Here is an 18,142-nt window from a genome sequence, read left to right as displayed (position 1 = left end):
AGCCCACACGGCGGGCGCGGCCGCAGAGCCCCCGGGCATCAGTCCCCACGACAGCCCGGCGCGAAGCGAGCCCGCCGCGGCCGTACCCGACGCGCGCTCGCAGCGGGTGAGGGACGCGCTGTACGACGTACTCGACCCGGACCTGGGCGTCAACGTCGTCGACCTGGGTTTCGTGCGGGACATCGCCGTCGAGCAGGGGACGGCGGTGATCACCATGACGCTGACGTCGCCCGCCTGCCCCCTGACCGGGGTGATGGAGGACCAGATCCGCACGGCCTTGGCCGACGGCGCAGGCTACGGCGTCAACGATCACCGCGTCGCATGGGTGTGGCAGCCTGCCTGGCGCCCCTCGGACATCACCAGCGAGGGCCGCGACCAACTCCGCGCCATCGGTTTCAACAACTTCTAGAGAACCTGTCAAGGAGCAGTGCCATGGCACATGTCGTCATCGCCACCTGGAAGGCGAAGCCCGGCCAGGCGGACCACATCCGCGCCATCCTGGAGACGGTCACACCGCTGAACCGCACGGAGGAGAAGATGATCTCCTTCGATGCCTTCGTCAGCGAGACCGACCCGGACACGTTCGTGCTGGTCGAGAAGTACACCGATGCGACGGGCTACGACGACCACAAGGCGACGGAGGCGTTCCGCAGGTACGTGGTGGGCGAGGCGATCCCGTCCCTCGCCGAGCGGAGCGTGCGCACCTTCCAGTCCCTCACCTGACGCCCGGCCTGCCGCCGCCCGCACTGCCGTCGCAGCGCCCGCGCGCTCGGCGGCACGTCAACTCGCTGTCCAGCTACCTGGCGCTGGCCGGCAGTGCGGGCGGCGGCCTGGAACGGCGTAGCACCCGGCGGACGGTGGCAGCGGCGAGTCGGTGGCCGAGCCGTCGCAGCTCACCTTGGATCCTGACGTACCCCCAGGTCGGATTCTCCTCGGCCAGGCGCAGAATGAGCGCGACGATCTCTTCGGACAGTGGTGGGCGACCGGGCCTGGCCGGTGGCTGGCGCCACTTCCAGCGCACCAGGTGCCGGTGCCAGGTCAGCAGCGTGCCCGGGGTGACCATCCGGTGCCGACGCAGGGCGGCCGGAAGGTGCCGCGCGAGAGCGGAGAGCATGGCGCGGTCGGCCCATGACATCCGCGGTCGCTCGACCTGTCGGCGCAGTACGGAGACCTCGTGGCGCAGGGTGAGGATCTCGGCCTTGTGCGCGGCGCTGGAGCGCCCCAGCAGTGTCAGCCAGCCCAGCAGTCGGCAGAAGATCAAGTACAGCAGTCGTAGACCCACGAACCGGGATCATGCCCGGGGCACGGCCGCACACACAGCCGCTGGTCAGTCGCTGTACGGCAGTAGAGACACCCTTCAGGGGGTGAGGTAGTAGAGGTCATGTCGGGCAGGATCGTGCAGATGCCGTGCGGTGGCGTCGGCAGGGGAGACCGTCCAGGTCTTCCCGGCCGCCGGGGTGTCCCCAGGTCGGAGTGTCCTTCGCCAGTCGGAGCACGAGGAGCCGGATGGACCGGACGGTTCGCGGCTGTCCCATGCGCTTCCTACCGCTTCTCGGCAGCAGACTCAGCGCGGCGAAGGCGTTCGTCATCGTCAGGTAGGCCAAGTGGAGCAGCGCAATCGGTCATCATGCCCCGCGACCCCGACCGCCGGTGGCGAGATCGCGCGATCCGTCCTCTTACCTGCGCGGATGGACTTCTCGGCACCCACAAGGTTCCCGGCGGAGCGGTCGTGGGTGGACCACTCCACCAGCGGTTCGCCGGGGCGAGCGTGGGGTTTCCGCGTGCCCGGGGAGGCACCAAGGCCGTCTGGCTTGCGCTCTCCCCCTCGCCGGCCGAACCAGCGAAGCATCGCGGGCCTGGCCTGAGGTACGGCAGTCCCGGTGCCGGATCGGTAAGACCATGACTCACCTGAGGCTCACCCCTGCGAACGGATACTGGCGGTCATGGACGTACTGCTTGTCGAGGACGAGGTGGAACTCGCTCAGATGCTCGCCGACGGGCTGCGCGGCGAAGGCATGAACGTGCGTGTCGCCCATGACGGCGCTCGCGCCCTTGAACTGACCGCCGCGAGCGACTTCGACGTGGTGGTCCTGGACCGGGACCTGCCCGGCATCAGCGGCGACGCCGTGTGCCGTGCCCTGGTCGCCTCGGGTCACCCCGCCCGCATCCTCATGCTCACGGCGGCCGGCACCATCTCCGACCGCGTGGAGGGCCTGAGTCTGGGCGCCGACGACTACCTCGCCAAACCCTTCGCCTACGTGGAACTGGTGGCGCGCGTTCACGCGCTGGCCCGCCGACGCGGCGCGCCGGGGCCGCCCACGGTGCTGGAACGGCGTGGAGTCAGGCTGGACACGGCTCGGCGGCTCGCCGAGCGCGACGGCCGACCGCTGGGGCTCACCCGCAAGGAACTCAGCGTCCTGGAGGTGCTGCTCGCGGCGGACGGCGGCATCGTCACCGCCCGAGAACTGCTGGAGCAGGTGTGGGATCCGTACGTGACGCCCGAGACCACGGCGGTCAAGGTCGCGGTCTACCAGCTGCGCAAGAAGCTGGGCGACCCTCCGCTGATCGAGACCGTGCCCCGCTTCGGATACCGGCTGTGAAGGCCGCCCGGACCTGGAAGGCGGCTGCGACCTTGCGGCACCTGTCCCTGCGCAACCGGCTCACCCTCCTCTACAGCGGGGCCATGCTCCTGGCTGGCGGGGTGCTGCTCACACTGAACTGGCTCTCGGTCCGCCAGGCCATCGGCTCACGCGCCGCCATTCTGAAGCCCCCGGTCGACACCGCCCCGACTGTCGTCTCCCCGGCCGCCACCGCCCCGGTGCCCGCGACGCACTTCGACACGTTTGAAAGCGCCGTCCTCGGCGACCTGCTGCTGCGCTCGGGGATCGCCCTGGTGCTGATGACCGCCTGTGCGGCATTCCTGGGCCGCAGACTCGCCGGCCGCTGGATCGACCGGCTGGAAAAGGCGTACGCGGCACAGCGGGTGTTCACGGCACAGGCGTCCCACGAGCTGCGCACCCCGCTCACCCTGCAGCGAACCGCCCTGGAGGTGCCGCTCGCGCAGGGCCGGGTACCGGCCCACCTGCAACCGGCCCTGCGTCAGGCGCTGGCGGCGACCAGCCGCAGCGAGGAGCTGATCGCATCCCTTCTGGCCCTGGCCAAGGGGGAGAGCGGCACCCTGCACCCCACCCGCACCGACTTGTGCCATCTCGTTGCGGCCGCGCTGACCGACGTCAGCCCGGAAATCCAAGCGCTCTCCCTCCAAGTCCGCACGGAACTGGGTCCCGCACCCGTGGAGGGCGACGCCCCGTTGCTCGCCCAGCTGGTCAGCAATGTCGTCACCAACGCCGTCCGCCACAACGTGCCGCACGGAGAACTGCACATCGCAAGCCGCCACGATCGTGTCGAGGGGCGCAGCCAACTCATCGTCTCCAACACCGGCACAGTGCTTGACCAGGCCACGACGGCGGATCTGTTCATGCCGTTCCGCCGGGGCACACCTCGCTCGGGCGGGCCACGAGGCAGCGGACTGGGCCTGTCCGTGGTCAAGGCCGTGGCGGAGGCCCACCGTGGGTCGGTCGACGCACGGTGCCGGAAGGGCGGCGGCCTGGAGATCCGGGTGCGCCTCCCCGACCGGCTCACCTCTGCCTGATTACGACCGGAGTCGCTGGAAGCGCAGGGCCGGCAGGTGTTGGTTACCTGTGCGCATACCTCGGGGTCCGGCCCGCCGCCCGCGCGCGGGGATGCAGGAGCCGGGCGAGCGACGGGTGCCGGTCGGGTGGCCCTGACCCGACTGCCACCCTCGGCGTCACCCTAGGGACCTGTCGGTGAGCCATGGGTGAGGTGAGAAAGCGTCACCACGGCTGCGGTCTCCGGGAGACCGCCCGGTGAGTCATGGGTGAGCCGTGGTCTTACCGGGCCGACACCGCACCTGCCGTACCTCTTGTCGTGTTCGGGGCGGACGTCCCGCCCCCTTCTCGTACGGAGGTTTCGATGCGTGTGCGAACGCGGGTGTCATCCCTGGTGCTGGTCATGTCCGGTGTCCTGCTGGTCGCCGGCTGCGGCAGCGGTTCGGACGGAGGCGGCGGCAAGGACGACGTGGCTTCCGTCGACAAGAAGGGCACGTCGGCGCCCCCGGTCGACAAGGAGACGACCTACCGCAAGTACGCGAGCTGCCTGCGGGACCAGGGCATCTCCGGGGTGAAGGTCGACGACAACGGTGTGGGGCTCAGCGCCTCCAGCGCGAACGGCGAGGGCTCTGGCGGGCAGAGCGACGCGCAGGCCATCGACAAGGCCATGCAGGTGTGCAACAAGAAGGTTCCCGGCATGCAGCAACTGCAAGCCCAGCGCGATGAAAAGGCCGTGCAGGACGCCCGGAAGTTCGCCGCCTGCGCCCGCAAGAACGGTATCCCCGACATGGCCGACCCGGCCGTCGTCAACGGCGCTCCGCAGTTGAAGACGCCCGACGTTCCGCCCGAGACCTGGAACAAGGTTCTCGAGAAGTGCAAGGAGTACATGTCCGGTGGCATGGGCGTGGTCAACCCCGGGGGGAACGGCAAGTGAGCGCGACTCCCGAGGCCGGTCCTCTGGACCGACCGGGCGACAGCAACGAGTTCGAGGACGCGCCTCCCGCCGGCCGTCGTCGTGACGGCCGGCGCCGGGGGCGCCGCGCCCGGCGTGTCACCGGCGCAGTGGTGACCCTCGTCGCCGTGACCGCCATGGTGTTCGCCGCGCAGCAGCAGGGCTGGCTGGGCGGCCGGGACGGAGGCAAGGGCGAAAGCCCCGCCAAGCCCGAGGCGACCGCGGTCGTCGAGCGTACGTCCCTGTCGACCGGTATGGACGTGAAGGGCACCATCGGCTACGGGCACGAGACCGATGCCGTGGGTCGCGTCGGCGGCACCCTGACCGCCATCCGGCAGGTGGGGGACGTCGTGCGCCCCGGAGAGTGGCTGTGGGAGCGCGACGGGGTCCGCGTGCCGTACTTCCGGGGCGACCGCCCGCTGTGGCGCGTGCTGAAGAAGAACGCCTCTGGTAAGGAAATGCGCGGCGAGGACGTCCGTGACCTGAAGCGGAACCTGATCGACCTCGGCTACGCGGACGGACTGGGCCTGACCGCCGACGACACGTTCACGGACGCCACCGAGACCGCCGTGAAGCGGTGGCAGAAGCAGCTGGGCGCCCCTCAGACGGGCCAGGTCGATCCCGGCTCGGTCGTCATGCTCGACATGCCGCGCCTGCGGGTGTCACAGGCGGTGGGCGTCGTGGGGTCTTCGCTGACAGGCACGGCCCTGCTCAAGGTCACCGGCACCGACCTGGTGGCCACCGCCAAGGTCTCCTACGACCAACTGTCGCGCCTGTCACCAGGCACCCGCCTCAAGGTCGCGCTCCCCAACGGCAACACGATGAGCGGCAAGGTCACCGCGGTGGACATCACCCCCCAACAACAACAGGACGGCGGCGGACAGGGGCAGGGCGGGGACACCAAACAGCAGGCCGAGGTGACCGTTTCGCTGCAGGACCAGAAGACCGTGAAGGCGGGCGGCCTCGGGCCGGCCACTCTGACGGTGAGCGACCACACGGCCGACCGTGTGCTCGCCGTCCCGGTCACCGCGCTGCTGGCCCTCGCGGAAGGCGGCTACGGCGTCGAAGTCGTCCAGCCCGACGGGCAGCACAAGCTCGTGCCCGTGACGATCGGTCTCGTCGCCGACGCCCGAGCCGAGATCACCAAGGGCGACCTCAAGGAAGGCACCAAGGTGGTGATCCCCGAGTGAGCGCCGGAACCGCCGTCCCCGTCCTGGAACTGGTCGACGTCGTGCGCGAATTCCCCAGCGACCCGCCGACGCGCGTCCTGCACGGCCTCAACCTCACCATCGACCAGGGCGAACTCGTCGCCGTCGTCGGCCCGTCCGGTTCCGGCAAGTCCACCCTGCTCGCGCTCCTCGGCACCCTGGACCGGCCCAGCTCCGGCACCCTGGCCGTCACCGGCCACCAGGTGGACCGGCTCAGCGAGGCACAACTGGCCGTGCTGCGCGCCCGCGACATCGGCTTCGTCTTCCAGCAGTTCTTCCTCATGCCCGGACTCAGCGCGGTGGAGAACGTTGCCACCGGACTGCTGTACTCGGGCGTGGAACCCGCCGAACGTCGGCGTCGTGCCACCAATGTGCTCAAAACCGTCGGCCTCGGTCACCGGCTCCACCACAAGCCGAACCAGCTCTCCGGCGGCGAGCAGCAGCGCGTGGCCATCGCCCGGGCCGTCGTCGGCTCACCGCGGCTGCTGCTCGCGGACGAACCCACCGGTGCCCTCGACACCCACTCCGGAGAGGAGGTCGTCGAACTGCTGCGCACACTCAACTCCCGGGGGACGACCGTCGTGGTCATCACCCACGACGCCGAACTCGCCGAGTCCTTCCCGCGCCGCATCGGTATCCGCGACGGACGCATCGCCTTCGACAAGCGAGGGCCGTGGCTGTGACCTCTTCACTCACTCCCGCCTGCGGCGGCGCGCAGACCGGGCCGGTGGAACTGTTGCCACGCCCCGCCCGGCTGCGGCCCGGCGACGTCCTCCGGCAGGGAACGCTGGGACCGCGCATCCGCCGCCTGCGCGCCATGCTCTCGGCCCTCGGTATCGCCCTGGGCATCGCCGCCCTGGTCGCCGTCACCGGCGTGTCGGCCTCCAGCAAGGCCCACCTGCTGGCGCAGCTCGACAAACTCGGCAGCAACCTGCTCACCGTCTCTCCCGGCAAGGACCTCAACGGCATGGGGACGACGCTGCCGCCAGAAGCAGAGAAGATGCTCTCCCGTATCGGACCCGTCCAGCAGGTCACCGCGATCACCATGACCGACGCCAAGGTGTACCGGACCCCCTACATGCCCAAGGACCGAGATGGCGGCCTGCAGGTGGTGGGCGCCCGGCGCAATCTGTTGTCGGCGCTGCGCGGCGAAGTGCAAGCCGGACGCTGGCTGGACGCCTCCTCGGAGAAACTGCCGACCGTGGTCCTCGGCCACGACGCCGCGCAAGCCCTTGGCCTGAGCACGCCGGGCACTCGCGTGTGGATCGCCGAGCACTGGTACGCCGTCATAGGTATCCTGCGCGCCAACGAACTCGCTCCCGAGATCGACCGTTCGGTGCTGATGAGTTGGACCAACGCCGTCAAGGATCTCAAGTCCAACGGCACAGCAAGCACCGTCTACCTGCGCGCCGACCCGGACAAGGTATCCGCCGTGCAGAGTGTGGCGGGCGCCACCGCGAACCCGGCCGCACCGCAGAACGCCGCCGTCTCCCGTCCCTCCGACCTGCTCAAGGCCCGCTACGAAACCGTCTCCGGCCTCAACAGCCTCGTCATCGCCCTGGCCTCGGTCGCCCTGCTCGTGGGCGGTGTCGGAATCGCCAACACCATGGTCGTCGGTGTCATGGAGCGCCGTGGCGAGATCGGTCTACGGCGCTCGCTCGGCGCACGCACAGGACAGATCGCCACCCAGTTCCTCATCGAGGCCGCCGTCCTGGGCGCGGTGGGGGGGATCATCGGGGCGATGCTCGGTGCCCTGGGAGTCTTCGGCTACGCCACCTGGGAGAGCTGGCCCGAGGTGATTCCGATGACCATCCTGGTCATCGGACCGGCCGTCGCCATGGCGGTCGGCGTGATGGCCGGCCTCTACCCGGCACTGCGGGCCTCACGACTCGCTCCGACGGAGGCACTCCGGTCTCTGTAGCCTCGCGAGAGCGACGGACAAATGCTGGCGTCGAGCCGCCCAGCGCAAGGAACGCCAGCATTGGCAGCAGGAACGCCAACGACTCGCCGAAGCCGAACGCCCAGCAGACGACGCCGAACAGGAAGCACGATCCGCCGACGAAGATCTCGCCTCCCAGGAAGAGCGGCTCCGCCACGCCCAACGCGCGGCGCCGACTCGATCCCTGCGGCGTGCAGGATCTCCCGGACGGTCGAGGCCGCGACCTTGATTCCGAGTACGGCTAGCTCGCCGCGGATGCGGCGACACCCCCAGGTTGGGTTCTCCTTCGCCAGTAGGAGTACGAGGAGGCGGATGGACCGGACTGTTCTCGGCTGCCCCATGCGCTTGGGGCGTGAGCGTTCGGCGTGCCGGCGGCCGAGGAGCTTGCGGTGCCAGCGCAGCACGGTGTCCGGTCTCACCAGCAGTCGCATTCTGCGCAGGGTTTGCTGGGGGAGGGGGTGGAGGAGTGCGGCCAGGAAGGCCCGGTCTGCGGGCGTGAAGCGGGGGCGCGTTCCGTGGAACTGGCGCTCCAGCACGGTGAGTTGGTGCCGCAGCGCCAGGATCTCGATGTCCTTGTCCCGGTCGCTCGTCGGCAGTAGCCGCAGCGCGGCGAAGGTGTTCGTCATCGTCACGTAGGCCAAGCGGAGCAGCACGATAGATCATCATGCCCGGCAACGCCGAAAGCCGGTGGTGAACGGTACGATTCCTTTCTGACCTGCACGGATGAACTTCTCGGCACCTGCAACGCCGGCGTCTCGCTGGTGGCTCGCCTCGGCCGTCGACCCGGTCGAGGCTGCCCGCCACGCCGGGCGCAGAGTGACTGTCCTCTACCGCTTTTACGCCAAGGTGTTGGTCGGCAAGCGCGACCAAGCCAACGAGCGGATCGAGCAGACTTCTTCCGCCAGGCGTCGCCGCCCGGGTAAGCAGCCGGCTCCACCCGGCCGCTTTTACCCGGAGGCTGCCTTCAGGACGGCCGCGACGATCGGGCCTGCGTACTGGTAGCCCTCGCCGCTGTTCGGGACGGTTGCGGCGGCGGCGATGTCACCGTCGTACGCGATGAACCAGCTGTTGGGCTTGGTCTGCCCGTCGACCTCGGCGGTGCCGGTCTTCGCGCCGACGTCGCCGCTGAGTTGGGTCATCGCCGGAGCCGCTGTACCGGACCGCGCGGTCAGCTGCATCATGGAGCGGACGTCGGCCGCCACTGATGCGGGCAGCGACCGGGAAGCCTGTGCGAACGTGCGGCCGTCGAGTGACTGCGGGACGATGTAGGGCTGATGGAAGGAACCGGCCTTGACGGTCGAGACCACCGAGGCCATGGTCAGCGGGCTCATCACGTCATTGCCCTGTCCGATGTATGACATGGCTTTCATCGCGCCGGTCGCGGCGGGGACGCTGCCGTCGTTGCTGGGAACGCCGACGTTCCAGTTCATCCCGATCCCGAAGACGTCGCGCGCTTCGTTGGCCACGGCGTCGTCGGGCAGGAAGTTCGCCGTGGAGATGAAGGCCGTGTTGCAGGAGTCGGCGAAGTCCAATGCCATGGTGGGGTTCTGGCGGGAGAAGTTGTCCACGTTGTGAAAGGTCTGGCCGCCGTACTGCAGGTACTTCGGGCAGGGTAGCGGCTTGTCCGGGGCGACCTTGCCGGTCTCCAGCGCCGTTGACGCGGTGATCAGCTTGAAGGTCGAGCCTGGCGCGTAGTTGCCCGACATCGCCTTGTCGAAGCCGACGGCTGGCTGATTGGCGACGGCCAGGATCGCGCCGGTGCTCGGCTGGATGACCACCGTTGAGGCGTCCGGTCCCTTGGTCGTGATCGCCTTCTCGGCGGCGGCCTGGATGTGGGCGTCGATCGTCGTGGTGAGGGGCTTGCCCGGCGCCCCCTGCGACAGGACGCGCAGGACCTGGCCCGGCGTACCGTCTGCGCGCCTGACGCGGATCTCGGTTCCCGGGGTGCCGCCCGTCGCGGTGTCGTAGGCCTGCTGCAACTGGCTCAGTATGGAGCCGAGCGAGGGGTATCGGGAGGCCGTGAGCACGCTCCCGTTGCGGTCGACGACCTGGGGCGGGGGTGGGGCCGAGCGGTCCGTCTGCAGGGTCTGCCCGGCGCTCAGCTTCGGATACACCACGGTGGGAGCCCACTTGACCACTGGGCGTCCGGTCGCGGTGTCACGCGTGACGGTCAGCGTGGAGTCGTAGCTCCAGCTCGATGACCGGCCTCCTTGATCGAAGCGCGCCTCGGCGGAGAACGGGACGCTGGTGCCGGTCGCGGGCTTTCCGGTGAACGTCACCGAGGTGGCGTGCAGCTGGGTGCGGAACGCTGCGAGCTGGCTGGAGGCTTGCGACGCGTCGTCCGTGAGACCGGCCGCCTTCGCTGTGTCGCCGGACGACCACGCTGCGAGGAAGTCGTGCGCGGTGTTCGCCACGTCGCCGGCCGACAAGGCGGCGATCGTCTTCGACGTGCGCGCCTGTGCCAGGGCGGGAGCGTCGTGGCCTGCGGAACCGCCGTTCGGCGTGCCCTGCAGCAGGGCGTAGCCGCCGTAGCAGGCCGCGCCGAACGCGGCTGCGCAGGTCCCGCCTATGAGGGCGCCCTTGACGCCTCGCGGTATGCCCGCGTTCGTCGTGTAACGCGCGTTCCTTCCCATGGCTGCGCGCCATGCCGATCGGCCGCGACCGATCGGCCGCGGCGGCTTGCGCCGGTGCTCGCTCATGCTTCCAGCTCCTCGGGCAGACGGCTTCGCACCCGGGACGACGACGTCCCTCTAGCGGCACATGGTTCCCGACGACACCGATGTCGAACAAAAACGCAGCGTCAGATCCAGAAAGGCGGGCCTGGTTTCCAGATCAAGGTGCGGTCGAGGAGCTCATGTCTGCGGGTCTGCACCCAACGTTCCATGACCGAGTTCATCCGGGGAACGCGGATGCCCGTGGTGACAACCTCGATGCCCTCGGCGGCGAAGACAGCATCGAACGCTCAGGTGTACAGGTCAGCGCGTGCTCCGCCGGGGCTTGGAACGCAAGCCCGCGCCCGAACACGAGCATCAGACCTGGGCCGCCTTTGGGTTTCCGTCCCGGCTGGCCAAGGCCCCAGAGCTGGGCCTCGGCCAGCCTGTCACATCACGGACTTACGCGATCTTTCAGACATGCTCGAGCACGACGGTTCACATCAACCGGTCGCCGCCTCGCCGGTGAGGTGAGGCGGCGGGAGGGGGCCTGATCACGGCTGGGGCTTGTGGTGCGCGGGGATGGTGCCCCATGGTGCTGGGGTTCGCTCCTCAGGTGATGATTCCGGCGTGGGCGGTGGCGGGTTGGAAGGTGGGAGTGCCCGGGTAGGTGGCGGTGTATCCGCCGTTGAGGACGATCAGCGGCAGCTGCAGGAGGGCGTTCCAGATGGCGGTTCCTCGGGCGTCGGTGGTTGAGGTGCCCAGTTGATTGTTGCCGGTGCTGAACGTGATGGGTTGCCCCGCAATGGGTTGTCCGGTGAGTGCGTTGGTGAGGGTCGCGGTCAGAATCCCCACGTAGGGCTGGGGCGGGATGATTCTGACGATCGCGGGGGTGGCGGTCAGCGAGGTCGGGATGAGCGTGAGGAGCTGAAGGGTGTAGGTGCCGGAGGACCCGTTGAAGTTGTTGTTGCCGCTGTAGGTGGCGGTGAGGGTGTGCGAACCGGCGCTGAGAGCCGTGGTCGTGAACGTCGCGACGCCGCTTGCGTTGACGGGGCCGGTGCCCAGGAGGGTGGCGCCGTCGAAGAAGCTGACCGTGCCGGTCGGAATGCCCGCCCCCGGGGGGTTCGCGGTGACCGTCGCGGTCATGAGTACCGCCTGGCCCGGCGCGGCGGGGTTGGGCACCGCCGTGAGAGTGGTGGTGGTGCTCGCCTTGTTGACCGTCTGGGTGTCCACCAGCGAGGTCGAGCCGCTGAAACCACCGCCTCCGTTGTAGGTGGCGGTCAGCGCGTGCGAGCCGAAAGCGAGGGTTGAGACCGGCAACGTCGCTACGCCGCTTGCGTTGAGGGCAGTGGTGCTCAGGAGGGTGGCGCCGTCGAAGAAGCTGACCGTGCCGGTTGGGATGCCGGATGAGGCGGTGACCGTGGCGGTCAGGGTTTTCACCTGGCCGAAGACCGACGGGTCGGGCAGGGAGGTCAGCACGGTCGCCGTGGAAGCGGGTACGGCTGGGGTCACGGTCACGCTGTTGTCAGCGTTGTCGGTGACGTAGAGGGTCAAGTTGTCGGGAGTGACCGCCAACTCGAACGGTCCAGGACCGGTCGGAATGGTGCCCGTCACGGTGTTGGTGGCGGTGGTGATGACACTGACGGTGTTGTCGGTGTTGTTCGCCACGTAGGCGCGCAGTCCGTTCGGGGAGGTGGCCACCCCGACGGGAGCCGTTCCCACGGCGGGGGTGTGCGTCACGGTGTTGGTCGCCGTGGAGATGACGCTGACGGTGTTGTCGCCGTTGTTGGCCACGTACGCGTTGGTCCCCGCGATCGCGGCACCGAGGGGAGTGGCCCCTACCGCTACGGTCGCTGTGACGGTGTTGGTGGCCGTGGCGATGACGCTGACCGTGTTGTCACCGCTGTTGGTGACATAGGCGTGCAGGCCGTCTGGTGTGATCGCCACCCCGAGGGGAGTCGTTCCGACGGGTACGGTCGCTGTGACGGTGTTGGTGGCCGTGGCGATGACGCTGACGTTGTTGCTGCCCTCATTGGCCACATAGGCGTGCAGGCCGTCTGGTGTGATCGCCACCCCGAGGGGAGTCGTTCCGACGGGTACGGTCGCTGTGACGGTGTTGGTGGCCGTGGCGATGACGCTGACCGTGTTGTCACCGCTGTTGGTGACGTAAGCGTGCAGGCCGTCTGGTGTGATCGCCACCCCGAAGGGAGTCGTTCCGACGGGTACGGTCGCTGTGACGGTGTTGGTGGCCGTGGCGATGACGCTGACGTTGTTGCTGCCCTCATTGGCCACATAGGCGTGCAGGCCGTCCGGAGTGATCGCCACTCCGGTGGGGAAGTTGCCCACCACCACGGTCGGATCCGACTGCCCCGCAGCGAGGAGGCTCCTAACGCGGTGCAGGGCAGCGCGCTGCCGCCAAACCGACTGAAGTGCCAAGGACATGATGCACCCCCAGAGATAGATATCCGTCTGATCTGGATGGGGCTGCCATGGCGAACTGCCTGGGCCTCGAGCAGGGGGCCGACGCGCCAGCTTCAGGGACTGCCCATCCGCTTATCCGTCGCCTGTCGCCAGACAGACGGCCACAGCCACGAGGGGGATGGGCGACCCACCGGGCTTCAGTAGCACAAGTAACCCACCACGAGCGCGATAGGAAAAGCCCATAGGAGTAAACATCACCCAGATGACCCAACGGCCGCATGCTGGAGAACTCGTTGCGTCACAGAGGAAGGGATCGCCTGCGGTGGGAACGACCCCGGAGTAGGGGCGGGATGTTCTGCCTCATCCCCAGCGGTAGGGGCGCCCACGGCTATCCGATGAGCTGCCACAGGGAGCGATGTATCCCTACCTCTGGCCCTAACAACGGTAATACTATTGCATTTATAGGCTCTTCGGGTGAAGTTGCATTCTATCGGCTATTCCAGTTCTGATCGTGGTGGGTTACTTGTGTTAGTCATCTCCGGGGGTCGCCCATCCTTCTCGGGGGACTGTTCCCGTCGACTTGGTGAAACGTCGGCGGAAGCGTGGATGGGCTCACGGACTTCGGCAAGTGACCTTTGCCTGCGGCGCACTGGCTGCAACCCCCTATGCACGCAGTCCCCAGCAGTCCATCCGGATCGGTCAGACCTACGATCTCGAAGGACGCATCATGGCCAACGGATTTCACCCGAGGTGGCGGCAACTGGTCGGACTGCTACGGGGCGGGAACCGCCGCGCGCGTGTCGAGGTGTCATCAGACCCGACCGTGACGGTGGGCATCGCTCCGACCGGAGTAGCGATCACGCCCGACGGGTTACAGGCATACGTGGTCAACGACGGCAGCAACACCGTCAGCGTCATCAACACGGGCACCCTTGCCGTCACCGCTACTGTCCCTGTCGGTACAGCCCCCTTCTGGGTAGCCATCACACCCGACAGTCTCCGGGCGTACGTGACCAACTCGACGGACGGCACGGTCAGCGTCGTCGACACCGTGACCAACACGGTAGCTGCCACCGTGACCGTCGGGACCGACCCGCTCGGTGTGGCGGTCGCGGGGACGAACGTGTACGTGGCCAACGGCGGTGACGGCACGGTCAGCGTCATCAACACGTTGACCAACTTGGTGACTGCCACCGTGACCGTCGGAACCGTCCCCTTCGGTGTGGCGATCGCGGGGACCCACGCGTACGTCACCAATGCCGGTGACGGCACAGTGAGCGTCATCAACACGTTGACCAACTTGGTGACTGCCACCCTGACCGTCGGGACCGAACCGCTCGGTGTGGTGATCGCGGGGACGAACGCGTACGTGGCCAACGGCGGTGACGGCACGGTCAGCGTCATCGACACCCTTACAAATGCGGTGAGTGCCACGGTGACCGTCGGGGCCGCACCCGTCGGTGTGGCAACGGCGGGGACCCACGCTTACGTGGCCAACAACGGTGACGACACGGTCAGCGTCATCGACACCGCCACCAACACGGTCACCTTCGCGATCCCGGCTGGGCCCGGCCCCTTCGGGGTGGCAACCACGCCCGACGGTTCGACCCTCTACATCACGGAGAACTCCGACAACAGCGTGACCGTCACCAACACCGTTCCCTTCCCCACCACGACGGCGCTGACGTCGGTTCCCGATCCCTCGGTGTTCGGCCAAGCGAAAACACTCACCGCCACCGTTACGTCTCCCGTGGGCACGCCCACCGGAAGCGTGAGCTTCTTCGACGGTGCGACCCTTGTGGGTACGGGGTCGCTGAGCGGTGGTGTGGCGACGCTCAGCACGTCTTCGTTGTCGGTGGGATCGCATGCGCTGACCGCTGTCTATGGCGGCGACGTCAACTTCGCTGGCTCCACCTCGTCCGTCGATACCCAGACGGTCAACCAGGCGGCGACCATGACGGCGTTGGTGTCTGCTCCGGATCCGTCGGTGTTCGGCGAGTCGAAGACCCTCACTGCCACTGTCACCGCCACCGCACCTGGAGCCGGTACACCGACCGGGGCCGTCGACTTCTTCGATGGCGCGACCCTTGTGGGTACGGGGACGCTGAGCGGTGGTGTGGCGACGCTCAGCACGTCTTCGCTGTCGGTGGGATCACACTCCCTGAGCGCTGTCTACAGTGGCGACGCCGATTTCACCGGCTCCACCTCGCCCGTCGACACCCAGACAGTCAACCAGGCAGCCACATCAACGGCGTTGGTATCCGCCCCTGACCCATCAGTCTTCGGTGAGCCGAAGACGTTGACCGCCACCGTCACCGCGGTGGCGCCAGGGGCAGGCACTCCCACGGGGACCGTCAGCTTCTTCGACGGCGCCACCCTCCTCGGTAGCAGCGCGCTCGTCGGCGGCGTGGCGACGCTCACCGTTTCCAGCCTCGGTGCTGGCTCGCATGCACTGACCGCTGTCTACAGTGGCGGCACCGATTTCGCTGGCTCGACGTCTCCGGTGGACGCCCAGACGGTCAACCAGGCGGCAACTACAACGGCGATGACGTCGTCGCCGGATCCGTCGGTCTTCGGTGAGCCGAAGACGCTGACCGCCACCGTCGCCGTCGTGGCACCAGGGGCCGGGACCCCCACGGGGACCGTCAGCTTCTTCGACGGTGCGACCCTTGTGGGTACGGGGACGCTGAGCGGTGGTGTGGCGACGCTCAGCACGTCTTCGTTGTCGGTGGGATCGCACGCACTGACCGCTGTCTACAGTGGCGACGCCGGTTTCACCGGCTCCACCTCGCCCGTCGATACCCAGACAGTCAACCGGGCAGCCACATCAACGGCGTTGGTATCCGCCCCTGACCCATCAGTCTTCGGTGAGCCGAAGACGTTGACCGCTACCGTCGCCGTCGTGGCACCAGGCGGCGGCACGCCTACCGGAAGCGTCAGCTTCTTCGACGGCGCCACCCTCCTCGGTAGCAGCGCGCTCGTCGGCGGCGTGGCGACGCTCACCGTTTCCAGCCTCGGTGCTGGCTCGCATGCACTGACCGCTGTCTACAGTGGCGACGCCGATTTCGCTGGCTCGACGTCTCCGGTGGACGCCCAGACGGTCAACCAGGCGGCAACTACAACGGCGTTGGTGTCTGCTCCGGATCCGTCGGTGTTCGGTGAGCCGAAGACGTTGACCGCTACCGTCGCCGTCGTGGCACCAGGGGCCGGGACTCCCACGGGGACCGTCGACTTCTTCGACGGTGCGACCCTTGTGGGTACGGGGACGCTGAGCGGTGGTGTGGCGACGCTCAGCACGTCTTCGTTGTCGGTGGGATCGCATGCGCTGACCGCTGTCTATGGCGGCGACGTCAACTTCGCTGGCTCCACCTCGTCCGTCGATACCCAGACGGTCAACCAGGCGGCGACCATGACGGCGTTGGTGTCTGCTCCGGATCCGTCGGTGTTCGGCGAGTCGAAGACCCTCACTGCCACTGTCACCGCCACCGCACCTGGAGCTGGCACACCGACCGGGGCCGTCGACTTCTTCGATGGCGCGACCCTTGTGGGTACGGGGACGCTGAGCGGTGGTGTGGCGACGCTCAGCACGTCTTCGTTGTCGGTGGGATCACACTCCCTGAGCGCTGTCTACAGTGGCGACGCCGATTTCACCGGCTCCACCTCGCCCGTCGACACCCAGACAGTCAACCAGGCAGCCACATCAACGGCGTTGGTATCCGCCCCTGACCCATCAGTCTTCGGTGAGCCGAAGACGTTGACCGCCACCGTCACCGCGGTGGCGCCAGGGGCAGGCACTCCCACGGGGACCGTCAGCTTCTTCGACGGCGCCACCCTCCTCGGTAGCAGCGCGCTCGTCGGCGGCGTGGCGACGCTCACCGTTTCCAGCCTCGGTGCTGGCTCGCATGCACTGACCGCTGTCTACAGTGGCGACACCGATTTCGCTGGCTCGACGTCTCCGGTGGACACCCAGACGGTCAACCAGGCGCCAACTACAACGGCGATGACGTCGTCGCCGGATCCGTCGGTCTTCGGTGAGCCGAAGACGCTGACCGCCACCGTCACCGTCGTGGCACCAGGGGCCGGGACCCCCACGGGGACCGTCAGCTTCTTCGACGGCGCCACCCTGATCGGCACGGGGACCCTCAGCGGCGGCGTCGCAACACTCACCGTCTCCGGCCTTGGCGTCGGATCACACTCCCTGACCGCTGTCTACGGCGGTGACTCCAACTTCGCCGGCTCGACCTCCCCGGTGGACACCCAGACGGTCACCCAAGCGGCAACCACAACGGCGTTGACGTCGTCGCCGGATCCGTCGGTCTTCGGTGAGCCGAAGACGCTGACTGCCACCGTCACCGTCGTGGCACCGGGCGGCGGCACGCCTACCGGGAGCGTCGGTTTCTTCGACGGTGCGACCCTTCTGGGTACGGGCACGCTGAGCGGTGGTGTGGCGACGCTCACGACGTCTTCGCTGTCGGTGGGATCGCATTCCGTGACCGCCGTGTACGGCGGTGACTCCAACTTCAGCGGTTCGACGTCTCCGGTGGACACCCAGACGGTCAACCAGGCAGCTACATCAACGGTGTTGAGCTCGTCGCCGGACCCGTCGGTGTTCGGGCAGGCCAAAACCCTGACTGCCACCGTCACCGCCGTGGCACCGGGCGGCGGCACGCCTACCGGGAGCGTCGGTTTCTTCGACGGTGCGACCCTTGTGGGTACGGGCACGCTGAGCGGTGGTGTGGCGACGCTCACGACGTCTTCGCTGTCGGTGGGATCGCATTCCCTGACCGCCGTGTACGGCGGTGACTCCAACTTCAGCGGTTCGACGTCTCCGGTGGACACCCAGACGGTCAACCAGGCAGCTACATCAACGGTGTTGAGCTCGTCGCCGGACCCGTCGGTGTTCGGGCAGGCCAAAACCCTGACTGCCACCGTCACCGCCGTGGCACCGGGCGGCGGCACGCCTACCGGGAGCGTCGGTTTCTTCGACGGTGCGACCCTTGTGGGTACGGGCACGCTGAGCGGTGGTGTGGCGACGCTCACGACGTCTTCGCTGTCGGTGGGATCGCATTCCCTGACCGCCGTGTACGGCGGTGACTCCAACTTCAGTGGCTCGACGTCTCCGGTGGACACCCAGACGGTCAACCGGTCGGCTACATCAACGGTGTTGAGCTCGTCGCCGGACCCGTCGGTGTTCGGGCAGGCGAAGGCGCTCACCGCCACCGTCACTGTCGTCGCCCCTGGGACCGGCACTCCGACGGGGACTGTGAGCTTCTTCGACGGTGCGACCCTTCTGGGTACGGGCACGCTGAGCGGTGGTGTGGCGACGCTCACGACGTCTTCGC

At 68.2% G+C, this 18,142-nt stretch carries 12 protein-coding genes and 2 pseudogenes; 9 read left to right on the top strand and 5 right to left on the bottom strand.

From position 1 onward, the window contains the following. The first annotated feature begins 37 nt into the window (after nucleotides 1-37). Together P3G67_RS36365 and P3G67_RS29270 are read left to right on the top strand one after the other, a co-directional pair. Nucleotides 38-409 carry a metal-sulfur cluster assembly factor gene (locus tag P3G67_RS36365; RefSeq protein ID WP_449343262.1) on the top strand — a complete coding sequence of 124 codons (372 nt, stop codon included), beginning with the start codon at nucleotides 38-40 and terminating at the stop codon, nucleotides 407-409. A gap of 23 nt (nucleotides 410-432) precedes the next feature. Beyond that, nucleotides 433-723 (top strand): putative quinol monooxygenase, encoded by a 291-nt coding sequence (locus P3G67_RS29270; protein ID WP_276096170.1) that lies wholly within the window; start codon nucleotides 433-435, stop codon nucleotides 721-723. Between the two features lie 73 nt (nucleotides 724-796). Here P3G67_RS29270 and P3G67_RS29265 read toward each other — a convergent pair whose 3' ends face one another. Beyond that, nucleotides 797-1,282: a helix-turn-helix domain-containing protein gene (locus P3G67_RS29265; protein ID WP_276096169.1), complete on the bottom strand. Its 486-nt coding sequence runs from the start codon at nucleotides 1,280-1,282 to the stop codon at nucleotides 797-799. A 661-nt stretch (nucleotides 1,283-1,943) separates the two neighbouring features. Between P3G67_RS29265 and P3G67_RS29260 the strand changes: the two genes are divergently transcribed. The 6 genes from P3G67_RS29260 (at nucleotide 1,944) to P3G67_RS29235 (ending at nucleotide 7,710) form a co-directional block, all read left to right on the top strand. Continuing rightward, nucleotides 1,944-2,600 carry a response regulator transcription factor gene (locus tag P3G67_RS29260; RefSeq protein WP_276096168.1) on the top strand — a complete coding sequence of 219 codons (657 nt, stop codon included), beginning with the start codon at nucleotides 1,944-1,946 and terminating at the stop codon, nucleotides 2,598-2,600. A 32-nt stretch (nucleotides 2,601-2,632) separates the two neighbouring features. After that, nucleotides 2,633-3,652, top strand: a complete 1,020-nt coding sequence (locus P3G67_RS29255) for a sensor histidine kinase (RefSeq protein WP_276096167.1) — start codon at nucleotides 2,633-2,635, stop codon at nucleotides 3,650-3,652. Nucleotides 3,653-3,993: 341 nt separating this feature from the next. Next, on the top strand, nucleotides 3,994-4,563 hold the full coding sequence (locus P3G67_RS29250; protein ID WP_276096166.1) for a hypothetical protein: 570 nt from the start codon (nucleotides 3,994-3,996) through the stop codon (nucleotides 4,561-4,563). After that, nucleotides 4,560-5,771, top strand: coding sequence for a peptidoglycan-binding protein (locus P3G67_RS29245; RefSeq protein WP_276096165.1), 1,212 nt, complete (start codon nucleotides 4,560-4,562; stop codon nucleotides 5,769-5,771). Before P3G67_RS29250 ends, P3G67_RS29245 begins: the two co-directional genes overlap by 4 nt. After that, nucleotides 5,768-6,472, top strand: a complete 705-nt coding sequence (locus P3G67_RS29240) for an ABC transporter ATP-binding protein (protein ID WP_276096164.1) — start codon at nucleotides 5,768-5,770, stop codon at nucleotides 6,470-6,472. The genes P3G67_RS29245 and P3G67_RS29240 overlap by 4 nt, the downstream gene beginning before the upstream one ends. Continuing rightward, on the top strand, nucleotides 6,469-7,710 hold the full coding sequence (locus P3G67_RS29235) for an ABC transporter permease (protein WP_276096163.1): 1,242 nt from the start codon (nucleotides 6,469-6,471) through the stop codon (nucleotides 7,708-7,710). Before P3G67_RS29240 ends, P3G67_RS29235 begins: the two co-directional genes overlap by 4 nt. A gap of 185 nt (nucleotides 7,711-7,895) precedes the next feature. Here P3G67_RS29235 and P3G67_RS29230 read toward each other — a convergent pair. The 4 genes and pseudogenes from P3G67_RS29230 to P3G67_RS29215 all read right to left on the bottom strand — a co-directional run. Next, nucleotides 7,896-8,381, bottom strand: a pseudogene (locus tag P3G67_RS29230) (integrase); the annotation flags it as partial. Between the two features lie 294 nt (nucleotides 8,382-8,675). Continuing rightward, nucleotides 8,676-10,427 (bottom strand): penicillin-binding transpeptidase domain-containing protein, encoded by a 1,752-nt coding sequence (locus tag P3G67_RS29225; RefSeq protein ID WP_276096162.1) that lies wholly within the window; start codon nucleotides 10,425-10,427, stop codon nucleotides 8,676-8,678. 128 nt (nucleotides 10,428-10,555) lie between these two features. After that, nucleotides 10,556-10,690: pseudogene (locus tag P3G67_RS29220) on the bottom strand (integrase); the annotation flags it as partial. 301 nt (nucleotides 10,691-10,991) lie between these two features. Continuing rightward, entirely contained in the window at nucleotides 10,992-12,731 is a 1,740-nt protein-coding gene (locus P3G67_RS29215; RefSeq protein WP_276096161.1) for an Ig-like domain repeat protein, read from the bottom strand. A gap of 796 nt (nucleotides 12,732-13,527) precedes the next feature. On the opposite strand from P3G67_RS29215, the gene P3G67_RS29210 reads away from it, so the two are divergent. Beyond that, nucleotides 13,528-18,142: beta strand repeat-containing protein (locus tag P3G67_RS29210; protein ID WP_276096160.1), on the top strand; the 4,615-nt coding region annotated here is incomplete at its 3' end.

Source organism: Streptomyces silvisoli, from assembly GCF_029269905.1.
Lineage (GTDB): Bacteria > Actinomycetota > Actinomycetes > Streptomycetales > Streptomycetaceae > Streptantibioticus_A > Streptantibioticus_A silvisoli_A.
This window is presented reverse-complemented; position numbering and strand designations above follow the sequence as displayed.

Bases quoted from the DNA above. Each gene is read 5' to 3' on its own strand.
- P3G67_RS29270 (WP_276096170.1), top strand. From the start codon at position 433: ATGGCACATGTCGTCATCGCCACCTGGAAGGCGAAGCCCGGCCAGGCG.
- P3G67_RS29260 (WP_276096168.1), top strand. From the start codon at position 1,944: ATGGACGTACTGCTTGTCGAGGACGAGGTGGAACTCGCTCAGATGCTC.
- P3G67_RS29250 (WP_276096166.1), top strand. From the start codon at position 3,994: ATGCGTGTGCGAACGCGGGTGTCATCCCTGGTGCTGGTCATGTCCGGT.
- P3G67_RS29225 (WP_276096162.1), bottom strand. From the start codon at position 10,427: ATGAGCGAGCACCGGCGCAAGCCGCCGCGGCCGATCGGTCGCGGCCGA.